This window comes from Candidatus Hinthialibacter antarcticus, assembly GCA_030765645.1.
In the GTDB taxonomy this organism is placed as follows: domain Bacteria; phylum Hinthialibacterota; class Hinthialibacteria; order Hinthialibacterales; family Hinthialibacteraceae; genus Hinthialibacter; species Hinthialibacter antarcticus.
On record JAVCCE010000051.1, the window covers coordinates 1 to 12214 of the forward strand.

Annotated in this window: 12 protein-coding genes; 11 read left to right on the forward strand and 1 reads right to left on the reverse strand. The window is 45.1% G+C overall.

The window, feature by feature from the left end; translation table 11 throughout:
- The 9 genes from P9L94_11655 to P9L94_11695 all read left to right on the forward strand — a co-directional run.
- The coding region (locus P9L94_11655) for a sigma 54-interacting transcriptional regulator (GenBank protein MDP8244730.1) at positions 1 to 768 on the forward strand (768 nt) is incomplete at its 5' end.
- Positions 769 to 936: 168 nt separating this feature from the next.
- On the forward strand, positions 937 to 1455 hold the full coding sequence (locus P9L94_11660) for a response regulator (protein MDP8244731.1): 519 nt from the start codon (positions 937 to 939) through the stop codon (positions 1453 to 1455).
- 84 nt (positions 1456 to 1539) lie between these two features.
- Entirely contained in the window at positions 1540 to 1884 is a 345-nt protein-coding gene (locus tag P9L94_11665; GenBank protein ID MDP8244732.1) for a hypothetical protein, read from the forward strand.
- An 84-nt stretch (positions 1885 to 1968) separates the two neighbouring features.
- Positions 1969 to 2700, forward strand: coding sequence for a hypothetical protein (locus P9L94_11670; GenBank protein ID MDP8244733.1), 732 nt, complete (start codon positions 1969 to 1971; stop codon positions 2698 to 2700).
- Between the two features lie 147 nt (positions 2701 to 2847).
- Positions 2848 to 3378, forward strand: a complete 531-nt coding sequence (locus P9L94_11675) for a hypothetical protein (protein ID MDP8244734.1) — start codon at positions 2848 to 2850, stop codon at positions 3376 to 3378.
- Between the two features lie 58 nt (positions 3379 to 3436).
- Positions 3437 to 4453 (forward strand): hypothetical protein, encoded by a 1017-nt coding sequence (locus tag P9L94_11680; GenBank protein MDP8244735.1) that lies wholly within the window; start codon positions 3437 to 3439, stop codon positions 4451 to 4453.
- A gap of 2 nt (positions 4454 to 4455) precedes the next feature.
- Positions 4456 to 4932, forward strand: a complete 477-nt coding sequence (locus tag P9L94_11685) for a hypothetical protein (GenBank protein MDP8244736.1) — start codon at positions 4456 to 4458, stop codon at positions 4930 to 4932.
- A 295-nt stretch (positions 4933 to 5227) separates the two neighbouring features.
- Positions 5228 to 6967 (forward strand): hypothetical protein, encoded by a 1740-nt coding sequence (locus tag P9L94_11690; GenBank protein MDP8244737.1) that lies wholly within the window; start codon positions 5228 to 5230, stop codon positions 6965 to 6967.
- 52 nt (positions 6968 to 7019) lie between these two features.
- Positions 7020 to 8870, forward strand: a complete 1851-nt coding sequence (locus tag P9L94_11695; GenBank protein MDP8244738.1) for a rhamnogalacturonan lyase — start codon at positions 7020 to 7022, stop codon at positions 8868 to 8870.
- Positions 8871 to 8875: 5 nt separating this feature from the next.
- On the opposite strand, the gene P9L94_11700 is transcribed toward P9L94_11695, so the two are convergent.
- Positions 8876 to 10033: a VCBS repeat-containing protein gene (locus tag P9L94_11700; protein ID MDP8244739.1), complete on the reverse strand. Its 1158-nt coding sequence runs from the start codon at positions 10031 to 10033 to the stop codon at positions 8876 to 8878.
- A gap of 179 nt (positions 10034 to 10212) precedes the next feature.
- On the opposite strand from P9L94_11700, the gene P9L94_11705 reads away from it, so the two are divergent.
- Positions 10213 to 11922 carry a putative sulfate exporter family transporter gene (locus tag P9L94_11705; protein ID MDP8244740.1) on the forward strand — a complete coding sequence of 570 codons (1710 nt, stop codon included), beginning with the start codon at positions 10213 to 10215 and terminating at the stop codon, positions 11920 to 11922.
- Between the two features lie 61 nt (positions 11923 to 11983).
- Positions 11984 to 12172 carry a hypothetical protein gene (locus P9L94_11710; protein ID MDP8244741.1) on the forward strand — a complete coding sequence of 63 codons (189 nt, stop codon included), beginning with the start codon at positions 11984 to 11986 and terminating at the stop codon, positions 12170 to 12172.
- Positions 12173 to 12214: the final 42 nt, after the last annotated feature.

Below are 12214 nucleotides of genomic sequence, written 5' to 3' on the forward strand. Positions count from 1 at the left end.
CCGTTTATAGCGGTGAATTGCGCCGCCATTCCAGACACGCTGATTGAGAGTGAATTTTTTGGTCATGTAAAAGGCGCCTTCACCGGCGCAATAAATGAACGCACGGGAAAATTTGAACAAGCCAATCATGGGACCATCTTTCTCGATGAAATTGGCGATATGCGCTTAGAACTTCAAAGCAAACTGCTGCGCGTTCTACAGGAACATGAATTTGAAAAAGTTGGCGGGACGAAACCAATTCCTGTCGACGTTCGCGTCATAGCGGCTACCAACAATAATCTGAAAAAAATGGTCGATGAAAAGCGCTTTCGCGAAGACCTCTATTATCGCTTAAACGTAGTCCCCATCCGCCTGCCTTCGTTACGCGAGCGAAAAGACGACATCCCTCTTTTGATTCAACATTTTTTACGCGAATTGGGAGGAGGGCGTATCAAAGTTGCTTCTGAAGTATACGACCAATTACAAATGTATGATTGGCCCGGCAATGTCAGGGAACTGCAAAATATCATCGAACAAACATTTGTGTTGCGTCAACACGATGACCAAATCAGATTGGAAGATGTTCCTGATTTTCTCATCGACAAAAATGCAGCAAGTTCAAAACCATTGATCGAAATTCCCCCACAAGGAATAATTTTAGATGATGTTGAAAAAGATTTAATCCACTTGGCGCTAAAGAAAACCAATAACAATCAAAATCAAGCCTCTAAACTGCTTGGCATTACCCGTCAAACTCTCATTTACCGTATGAAAAAATACGGTATTTAACCATCACCCACACCAATTCATTTGCCACATAACAACCTCTCTAGTCGATTCATTTGCATCCTCCTCTCGCATCATTATCTCACGCTCTATCTGATCTTGAATATTCAAAGTCCTTAAAAATATGCGCTTAGTACATTTAATTTTTAGTTTAAGGTTTTGGCATAATCATTGCCTTTATATGAATCAAGTAAATCAAAAACAGCCGGGGTAAAAAACATGATAATGCCTGCTGATTCCAAACCGAAAAAATCGATACTCATTGTTGATAACAATGTTCACGAGACAGAAATACTTCACGACTGGTTTCGACGTAATAGATTTCATGTAGATGTTGTTACTAGTTCCTTAGACGCAGTCTCTCGGGTTCGCAACATCAATTATAGTTTTGTATTCATTGACATGGATTTAGAGGGAGAATTGGGTGGATTTGAAACCATTTGGTTAATGAAAACCATAGTGAATGGCTCACGGATCGCTCTATTAAGCAGCAATGTGACTCAAGAGTATGAGCAAAGAGCCGCATCATACGGTGTCTTTCACTGGGTGCAAAAACCTTTCGATAGGCGAACCACTTTTGCAGAAATCAAACAAATATTGGCTGAAAACGAAGCGAAATCAAATATCAACTCATGGCAGATAATGAAGAAATTGCTCGGTTCCGTTATCCATCAAACTGCGAGGAGGTAAATTCATCAACAATAAATTACTGTAAATTAGTTACTTTGCAGGCATCAACGTTCGAGCATAACTCACATATTGGAGAGTGACATTATGAAGAATAGTACACTACACAAAATGTTGGTCAGAGGTTTAGTAGCATCAGTCTTGATCGGCTTCTCAATTGGGTTGAATACACTTTCAGGCCACGCTGCAGATGAATTATCACCAGTTTTGGCTGTCCATAAAAGCAAATTGCTTTCGAGCAATTTTCTGCCAAAAGACAACCATTCTGTACAATCAGGCGATAGTGTTTTTATGAAGTCATCGTTTGAACGACGCTTTGAATCCAGCAAACTGCAGTCGAGTCGTTTGGTAAAGAGCTCTAATCCCTCTTCTAATCCGACTGGTCCATATAGCCGCAAAACCCATACGGCTAAGCCGCACCGAAAACTTTAATTGGGCATAACCAAGGGGGAGAGTGAGATAAATCGCTCTTCCCAATCTACCTATGAAATCATAAAAAACCATGGAGGCTTTTCAATGAACAGAATTTATAAGAAATTTGTAACATGTAGTTTTTTTGTCGTGGGTCTAATGATTGCGTTAAACGCGTTTCTTTTTGCCGCTGAGGAACATGCGCATGGCGAACCATTGAAGACTTTTTCAGAAGACCCGTATTATCTCACAACTTGTCCAGTCACAGGCCAAGCACTTGGTTCAATGGGCAAACCAGTGGTTTACAACCATGATGGACGAGAGATACGTTTTTGTTGCTCAGGATGCGTTGAGCAATTCAAAAAAGAACCGCAGAAATTCATCGACAAAGTTGATAAAGCGATGATAAAAGACCAACTGCCCCATTACCCATTAGAAACGTGCTTGGTCACCAAGCAAAAACTTACCGCAATGGGAAAAGCAGTTGACCTCATTTATAAAAATCGCCTAGTGCGGTTTTGCTGCAGTAATTGCGTGACTGAATTCACAAAAAATCCTGAACCGATCTTGAACCAATTGAATGAAGCCACGATCAAGAAGCAAAAAGATGACTACCCCATAGCAAATTGCATCGCGTCTGGCGAGAAATTAGGAGGAAGCATGGGCAAGCCAATTGATGTGGTTATCGCAAATCGTTTGATTCGTCTCTGCTGCCCGTCTTGCCAGAAAATGCTGCAAGAAAATCCCAGTGAATACTTGTCAAAACTTGACAAAGCAGATGGAACGCATGATATGAAAAAAGACAATCATGCCGATCACTCTGGTCATCAGCACTAATTCAAACTAAGAAAGGAGGTTGAAGGTCATATAACTTTAGTTTATAAAAATGACACTCTTAGTTATTTTTGAAACGTAAAAGAACCTTCAACCTCCGGCTTTGTTTTTACATCTTGAAGAATCTCAGACGTAGTAAGGAGTTTTATAATGAAGAAATGTAATCAATGCAATGAACTGATTCAATCTCATCATATTTATTGTCCAAATTGCGGTAATGAATCTAAGTCATCAAAATCAGTAAACAAATCCAGTAAAAAATATAAACATTCATCTTCACCTAACAATAGTGCACAAAAGAATAGTCATTATCCAATTGTTATAGGAGTTGTTATATTAGTTGCTTTTGCAGGAATTTATTGGATAAATCAAAATTATTCTCGATACTCTCAAGGGCAATTTGTAACAATAAGCGTCAAAAGTTCCGCAATTAATAGTCACACTTCTCAAATATCACACGATTCAGAAATGTATCAAGTTGCGGCCTATTTTGAATGTAGTTGCGGGGATTGCCAGGACCCTGAATTAGTTACATGTGGATGTCCAACAGCTAAGTCGCAACGAGATTTCATCCAAAAGCATTTAGATGAGGGAAAATCTGTGAAAGAAGTTCGCATCCTCGTTTCTCAAATATTTGGAAAACTTAAACCTGAATATCATGATTCTCTTGAGCGTAATTAACTAACTCATCACAGAATGCAGACGTTAATTTTCTGCAAAATTTTAGATGGAGCGAAAAATGACTTATTCAATTTCTCAGCAGCGCCGAGGAAGTTTGCAAAGACAGATAATTGTTTGGGTTAATGCTGCGCTTATCGCATTGACAATCATGGCATTAACTTATGACTATTATGCACAGAAGCGAATTCTTACAGCCAATTTTCATGCGTCCATGCTGCAAGCGGCAAGTCATATCTCACTTGCACTGAAAAACAGCCAAAATATGGAATCGGCCACCAATACATTAAGCGAATATTGTAAAGTGATGAGCCGCCATGACGATCCGTATCACACGATTTCCTTGATTGACAGCACTGGTGAGACTGTTGTATCAAGCAAGAACAAGCAAACAAATGAGAGCAAAACTGATGGTTCCAATATCGTTAAAGGGCTTTTCTGGAATTCATTTCAACAAGATGGAGATACATATTCGGTTTTAAGTATGCCGTTTGAAAATAAATGGCCGAACAATGATTTTGTTGGAATGATTCAGTATATAGAAAACGATAATTCTATCGACATGCTTTTAAGCCATTTATTTTGGAACCGGGCATATTTATTGGTAATTATTGTTTTTATCATATCCGTTATCATATTTGTGATTTTAAAAGTCAAAGTATTAACTCCTTTAGACCGAATCTTTGTGCAATCTTACGCCGTAAGCACTGGAGATTATAGTATCTGGCATGTGCCAGACCCCGGCAATGAATTAGGTGATATCCAATCAATGTTTAATTTTATGATCACTAATATACGAGAACATGAAAAATTTTCGATCAATAAAATGAGAGAATCAACGATCATTGAGTTACTGTCACAAGTGTATCATTCAGTTGTCACATCTTCATCGAGGATTAACGCAGCCTGTGACAACATCTCTAATAATCAGTCTTCTTTACGTGATACTCAAATAAACGTACGGATAGTTAAAAATGAATGTCAGAAAATACTTGATGATCTTTCAGAATTAATTGAAATGAAAGATTCAGCGCCGAAAAACGTTGAAAAACCTACAAACCCTATCTTGGAGGATTAATCATGAAAACAAACATAGCTGTTATTTTTGCGCTTTTACTTTCTCTTACTCTCGCTTCCTGTGCTTCTTTCGAGAAAAGCATGGTATTAGGTGAAGAGAGAGAAGTCATCTATTTTCCCAACATGAAGAAAATTGATGTTTTTCATGTAGTCAATTTCATGAATCAACGTACATCTAAGATCGGCATCCAAATTCTAGACCAATACAAAGAACCTTATTATTTGAATGAAGAATCTATTAAAGCGTATATTCAACGTGAAAACGGCGAGAATGAAATAGTGTATTTACAGGGAGAGGGATATGTACCAGATATCTGGGAAGGGGAGAATATTGGAAGTGGCGCAACGGTGTATAGCATAAGGAAGCCCTGGGTAAATACTGAACACCAAGTCCAGATTCGTGTTTGGATTCCCCTACCAGATGGAGACGTACAGGAATTGGATTTTGACTGTGCGGCTCGTTTTTTTGAATCAAACTAGGAAGTGTTGAGGTTTCAAGAATCATGTTACATTCACTGACAGAACAGATTCGCGATTTGTTCGGCATGGACTATACCCAGGACGAGAGTTATTACATGATGGACGCCAAGGAAGACGGGTGTGTGTACTTAGGGTTTTAAAGACGGCCTCAATCCACACCATACCAACGGCACGGTTAATGTATTGTGTCTGGTGGACGGAGAGCAGATAGGTTTGAGGCAAGAGTACGCCACAAGTAAAGCACTTGTTCGTTCTGAAATATCTGAGGATTTTTTTGGGGGAGAGCACGCATACTATGAGTTTCATTGATTATACCATTATCGCGTTGTATCTCATCGTCGTGGTCTGGTTGGGATTCTGGTACCAAAAGAAGGCGTCTCAAAACCTGCGCGCCTATTTTTTGGGTGGAAATAAAATTCACTGGCTCGCGCTGGCTATGTCTGGTTCCGTTTCGACGTTCGATATCACTGGCACCATGTGGATTGTCTCTCTGTTGTACGTTATGGGGATGAAATCCATGTGGGTGCATTGGATGTGGGGCGTCATGCTCGGCGCGTTCTGTTTTTCCTTCATGGGGAAATGGGTGAGGCGCTCGAACGTAATGACGGGCGCGGAATGGATGAGCACACGCTTTGGCGACGGTTCCGGCGGACGCAGTGCGCGACTCGCGTATGCATTCATGGCTATCGTGACGCAGGCAACATTCATTGGTTACGCATATCAAGGCATTGGTAAGTTTTCGACTGTTTATCTTGCATTACCTCCCTTGATTTGCGCTGTTGCGGTGATTGGCGTTACAACATTGTACGTCCTGATGGGCGGATTCTTCGGCGTAGTGATTACTGATGTAATCCAAACCGTGATCTTGACCGTAGCTGGCGTCATCATCGCCGTCATTGCCTATCAGCATGTTTCGCCGGATGCGCTGAACAGCGCTTTACCCACTGGTTGGGATTCAATTCAGCCAATGTGGGAGATCAGTTCGTTCGCCGGGACAGAAAACGCGGCCTATCAATGGTTCGGCCTTTTAGTGATTGCGTGGGTGATGAAAGGTTTTCTTTTAAACGCTGGCGGCCCGTCTCAGTTATACGATTTTCAGCGATTTTTATCGGCGCGCGATGAACGCTCCGCCGCGCTGATCGGCGCCTCGTGGAGTTTCTTTCTGATGGTTCGCTGGGCGATGGCGATGGGAATTGTTCTCTTGGCGTTGAGCAGCGTTTCGGAGCCGGGCGATCCAGAAAAAATCATGCCGACTGTGTTACGTGATTTTCTTCCCGTTGGGTTTCGCGGTCTTGTAATCGCGGGGTTGTTGGCCGCTTTCATGTCTACATTTAGTTCGACTGTAAACAGCGCGGCGTCTTACATTGTTCGTGATTTCTGGCAACCTTTTATTCAACCTGACGCTGATGACCAAACCTTGATTCGGGCCAGTTACGTTTCAACCATCGGCGTGGTTGCGGTAGGCGTCTTGATTGGAATGCAGGCAAATTCAATTGCCGGGATATTCAATTGGCTGATGATGGCTTTGAGCGCAGCCGTCGTGGCGCCGAATGTGTTGCGCTGGTATTGGTGGCGGTTTAATGGCTGGGGCTACGCGGCGGGAACGTTGACCGGATTTGTGTTTTCTATTTTACCTTTACTTGATTCAACGATGCCGATTTACATCTTCTTCCCGGTGATAATTTTCTGCTCATCCCTTGTTGCTATCATGGTTTCTTTATTCACAGCGCCGATTGAACAAGAGGTATTGAATCGGTTTTATAAAACGGTAAAACCGTTTGGTCTGTGGGGCCCCGTATCGCGTCAATGCCCCGAAGAAAAACTGGTTTCATTGTCTGATCCTTATGAAAGCCCCTATTATGCGATCCTAAATACGTTTCTCGGTATCATTGCTATTGGATCGTTTTATTTATTTCCGATGTATCTTGTGGGGCATTGGCATACACGCGCCATCATATATTTTGGTCTCGGATTGACGGCGATCACTGTGCTGTACTTCACTTGGTACCGTCATCTTCCGAAAGCGCAGGCATGAACTTGATCTATGATAATATGATGTCCTCTAATTTTATTATCAATTGGGATGAATGATGAAAATTCGAAATGGGTTCATTCTCACGCTTTGTTTGCTCGCTTTAGCCGCGCCGGTCTGTGCGCAAAGGCAAATGGAAAAACTCGACCGCGGCGTTGTTACGGTGAGTCAAACCGACGGCAGCGTCTTTATCTCTTGGCGCTTATTAGCAACAGACGCCGACGACATTGCGTTCAATGTCTATCGAGCCTCGGGTGCAAACCAATCTGTTTTATTGAATGAAGAACCCATTCGATTACACACATTTTTTCTCGATGAGGCAATCAATCGCAGCGTTGACAACACATATACTGTAACGCCTGTTGTGGACGGGGCTGAATGGGCGCCCAGCAAACCACATACGATTCAGGCAAATTCGCCCGCTTTGCCATATCTTGCGATTCCAATGCAAGGGCCTGCTGGAACGACGCCGAACGACGCCTCCGTTGGCGACCTCGACGGCGACGGCGACTATGAGATCGTGATTCACCAAGCCTCTCGAGGGCGCGACAATTCGCAGGGAGGCATGACCGGAAACGCTTACTTACAGGCTTATACATTAGAAGGAGACTGTTTGTGGACAATTGATTTAGGGCGAAATATCCGGGAAGGCGCTCATTACACGCAATTCATGGTGTATGACTTAGACGGCGACGGTAAAGCCGAAATCGCTTGCAAAACCGCAGATGGAACTATTGATGGAACGGGCAAAATCATTGGTGATAGTAATGCCGACTATCGAAATGAAAACGGATATATTTTAGCGGGGCCGGAATTTTTGACTATTTTTGATGGACAAACAGGCGCTGCCTTGGCGACGACAAATTATTTGCCTCCGCGTCATCCCGACACGCTGGCTCCTTCTCCACAACAAATCAAAGATGTCTGGGGCGATGATTATGGCAATCGCGTCGATCGCTTTCTCGCTTGCATCGCCTATCTTGACGGAAAACAACCGAGTTTGGTGATGTGCCGGGGCTATTACACCCGCACCGTGTTGGCGGCGTGGAACTGGCGCGGCGGCCAACTGACGCATCTTTGGACTTTCGACAGCGACCAGGGCTACAAGGAATATGCGGGGCAGGGCTATCACAGCGTTTCCGTTGGCGACGTCGATCAAGACGGTCGAGATGAAATCATTTATGGCGCTTGTGCAATCGACGACGATGGAACAGGGCTGTATTCAACGGGTTTAGGACACGGCGATGCGCTTCACTTGTCGGACATTGATCCGCAACGGCCTGGCTTGGAAATCTTTGGCATTCATGAACGCCCGCAACATCCGCATGGCGCAAACCTTCGCGACGCCTTAACGGGCGAAGTGATTTGGAGTTTAGAATTGAATGATCCGGGACGAGGCCTGGCGATGGATATCGACCCGCGCCATCCCGGTTATGAATGTTGGGCGAACAACTCGCCAGGGTTATTCAACAGCAAGGGCGAACGCATCTCAGAAACGAAACCGAATTCGTGCAATATGGGGATTTGGTGGGACGGCGATTTGTTGCGCGAGATTCTTGACGGCGGACGCCGCAGCGGCGCCTATATTGATAAGTGGAATTACGAGACGAATACGACCCAGCGTTTGCTAGACGGCGGCGCCTATCAATGCGTGACCAATAACGGAACCAAGGCCAATCCCTCATTGTGCGCCGACATACTTGGCGACTGGCGTGAAGAAGTTATTTGGCGAACCGAAGACGGCAGCGAATTGAGAATTTTCGTTTCAACCATTCCAACGGATTATCGTTTGAAGACCTTAATGAACGACCCCGTCTATCGACTCAGCGTCGCGTGGCAAAACGTCAGTTACAATCAACCCGCGCAGCCAGGGTTCTATTTTGGCGATGGCATGTTGACAAAATGAGCGGTTTATTCAATCAGCATGTTTCGTAGATAGACGTGCTCGTTCCCGGTGCTCCAAGGCTTGGAGCATAAGTCGATGTCGCCGTCTCCGTCTACATCGGCCCCGACGGCTTCATGGAACGGCTTTTCGATTATTACGTGTTCTTTCCAATGATTGCTCTTCGGGTTTTTTCCTTTACCGGCTGTGTTTTCCCAGATATAGCCGCGCTTGGGCTCTTTTGAGGAAAGCGGCCCGCCGCCGGAGAAAACGTCCATGTCGCCGTCGTTGTCAAAATCTGCGACCACGAGTGAATGGAAGTCTTGCCCATCGCCTTTGTCTTTGATGAGATGGCGCGTCCAGTTGGCCTTGCCGTCATTTTCAAACCAAGCCACTCGCGAATCGGGGTTGTCGGCTTCGGCCTGAACAAAGTCGATGTCCCCATCTTGGTCGAGATCGAGCACCCATGTCCTGAGCGCGATTCCATATTTATGTTCTTCGCCAAAATCAATTGTCAAATGCTGTTTCCATGCTAGCGCCTTGCCGTCGAGGTTTTCATACCAGGCGCGCCCGGTCACAACATCGTTGTCGCCGTCTCCATCCAGGTCGGCCACCGCTTTGGGAGAAACGCCGCCATGAATTTTATGGTCTTTGCTTAGCGCGATGGTGTGGGCGGTCCATGTCGTGGTGGGGTCGTCTGGAATCTCATACCAAAACAATCCTTCTTGATCGCTATTGGCAATCGCATCCATTTTGCCGTCGCCGTTCACGTCAGCGAATTCTGAATCATGCGAATTGATCGCGCCGATTTCATATACGTCAAATTCATTTTCTTTTGGATTTTTGGGATTAATAAAAATCTTGCTGCCTGACAAATGATCCAACCAGCCGTCGCCGTTCACATCGAATGTGCTGCCGCCTACGTCGGTATTGCCTTTTCCCATAAAGTGGCGCACCCATCGGTCGGGCGCCTGATACTCAAACCACCACACGTCGTGCCCGGCGTGGTGCGCTTTGCCCGTGACCCAATCGAGGTCGCCGTCGCGGTCGATGTCCGCCAGTGAGGTTTGCCCCATTCGCTGCCCCACGTTATCTATCGTATAGGCTTTGAATTTTGGAAACGGCTGCGCAATGCAGAATTGACAGATGAGCAGCAAAAATACAAAAGAGACAATGTATCTTTTCATCGTTTTGGTCTCTCCCCAATAGAGTCTCACAATTAGCCTACTAAACCGCGCGGATTTTACAAGCATTGAAGAGCGTATGTTTAGTTGCATTTGATTTAATGTTGGACTTTCCATTTTTAAGCGCTGCGCATTTAATACGTATATTGTCATGTATGAATTTCATATAGAAAGCAGATCGCATGAACGACATTCGCGGAATTTCTTCTTTATGGAAGACAGAAGATTATTGGGCAATTTGGCTCGGATTTTCGCTCATACTAATCGGGTTAACCCTCTTTTTAATGAATCCTCCAACGCAGATGGATATGAAGTTCAAGTCGGCGAATACCGTGATGCAAACGGAGGCCGAATCTGCCCCCTTTAAAACGATTGCATGGCATCAAGCCAATGACGCTAAAAAAGGGATCAAAGCAAGTAGTGAACCGTTAGCAAAAGCCATCGCATTATGGATGGGCCATCCACACGGTTGGAAGAACAATCCGCTGGACGCGTTTGTTTTCAGCCAAGAACAGGCCGAATCGAAACAAGCGCCAGCGGTTGAAAAATATGAACAGAAACGCGCTGCGACTGAATCGGCTTTGCTCGCCGCCCAACAAGCGCAAGACGCCGCGGCGAACGCAAATTTTGAAACTGTTGTATTAAATGATGAAGCCGTCGCGGCCATCAATACGTGGCGCGCCGCAAAAAATGCAGAGTCATCCGCAAAGAAAAAAACGGCAATCGGCGCCTACAATCAGGTTCCTTATTTGATTGGGCTTTGTATTTTCTTCGCGCTCTTTTTTGCGGTTGGCGTGAAGTTTATGGGCAACTCAGCAGCGGAATTTATCAAAGCGTTTCCAGTGATTTTCGCAATCGCTGTATTGGCGTATCTCTTTTCCTCGCAGGCAACCATGAAAGCCTATGGCATCGGCTACGCCGCATGGGCGATCCTTTTTGGTTTGCTCATCAGCAATACCATTGGTACGCCGAAATGGGTTTTGCCTGCTGTGAAGACCGAATACTATATTAAGACGGGTCTCGTCATGCTCGGCGCCGAAATCCTGTTTGGAAAAATTCTCGCCATTGGTATGCCCGGAATATTCGTTGCCTGGGTGGTGACGCCGATTGTGCTGGTTACGACCTATTGGTTCGGCCAAAACGTATTGAAAATCCAATCCAAAACACTAAACATGACCATCTCGGCGGACATGTCGGTATGCGGCGTTTCAGCGGCGATTGCTACGGCGTCTGCTTGTAAAGCAAAGAAGGAAGAACTCACGCTGGCGGTCGGTCTTTCGCTGGTTTTTACTTCGATCATGATGATCGTGATGCCCTGGGTCATCAAAGCCGTAGGAATGCCTCACGTCCTGGGCGGCGCGTGGATGGGCGGGACCATTGACGCGACCGGAGCGGTTGCCGCTGCCGGCGCCTTTCTCAGCGACCAGGCGCTCTATGTCGCGGCGACGATCAAGATGATTCAAAATGTGCTGATCGGCGTCATCGCTTTTTGCGTTGCGGTGTATTGGAGCGCCAAAGTTGACCGCGAAGCCGGGGCCAACATTAACCTCATGGAAATCTGGCGGCGGTTCCCAAAATTTGTTTTAGGATTTATTGCTGCGTCAATCATTTTTTCCGCGCTCTACCAATGGTTGGGGCAGGATGCGGGCTACGCCTTGATCGACAATGGCGTGATTCGCGGCTTTACAAAGTTTTTCCGTGGTTGGTTTTTCTGTCTCGCTTTTGTGAGTATTGGGTTGGCGACCAATTTCCGTGAATTGAAATCCTATTTTGCTGGCGGCAAGCCATTGATTCTCTATGTTTGCGGGCAAACCTTGAATCTGATTCTGACTCTCGTCATGGCGTATATCATGTTCTATCTGGTGTTCCCGGATATCACAGCAAAAATCTAAGGCGCATATTATTGTGAGCAAACAGGACCGGAAGAGAATACTAATAAATTGGGGGAGACTCTTGCTGGGAGTTCTTTCAATCTATTTGTTTGTTTTTATCCTGGCGCCTGCGATGCAACGCTTTCCCTATATAGTCGAGCTCCATCAGTATGTGATTGAACACGACATTGACGCCGCCGCGCTGTTCTATACCGAAATAGAAGAATTTGGCGACGCTGATGTTTCAATACGCGATGCCATGAAATATTAAAGTTCATAGCCCAAGCCAAAGGTATTTCATCAGACGGTATCA

Excerpts from the sequence above, each read along its gene's own strand:
- P9L94_11665 (MDP8244732.1), top strand. The coding sequence starts at position 1,540 with ATGAAGAATAGTACACTACACAAAATGTTGGTCAGAGGTTTAGTAGCA.
- P9L94_11670 (MDP8244733.1), top strand. The coding sequence starts at position 1,969 with ATGAACAGAATTTATAAGAAATTTGTAACATGTAGTTTTTTTGTCGTG.
- P9L94_11675 (MDP8244734.1), top strand. The coding sequence starts at position 2,848 with ATGAAGAAATGTAATCAATGCAATGAACTGATTCAATCTCATCATATT.
- P9L94_11680 (MDP8244735.1), top strand. The coding sequence starts at position 3,437 with ATGACTTATTCAATTTCTCAGCAGCGCCGAGGAAGTTTGCAAAGACAG.
- P9L94_11685 (MDP8244736.1), top strand. The coding sequence starts at position 4,456 with ATGAAAACAAACATAGCTGTTATTTTTGCGCTTTTACTTTCTCTTACT.
- P9L94_11690 (MDP8244737.1), top strand. The coding sequence starts at position 5,228 with ATGAGTTTCATTGATTATACCATTATCGCGTTGTATCTCATCGTCGTG.
- P9L94_11695 (MDP8244738.1), top strand. The coding sequence starts at position 7,020 with ATGATGAAAATTCGAAATGGGTTCATTCTCACGCTTTGTTTGCTCGCT.
- P9L94_11700 (MDP8244739.1), bottom strand. The coding sequence starts at position 10,033 with ATGAAAAGATACATTGTCTCTTTTGTATTTTTGCTGCTCATCTGTCAA.
- P9L94_11705 (MDP8244740.1), top strand. The coding sequence starts at position 10,213 with ATGAACGACATTCGCGGAATTTCTTCTTTATGGAAGACAGAAGATTAT.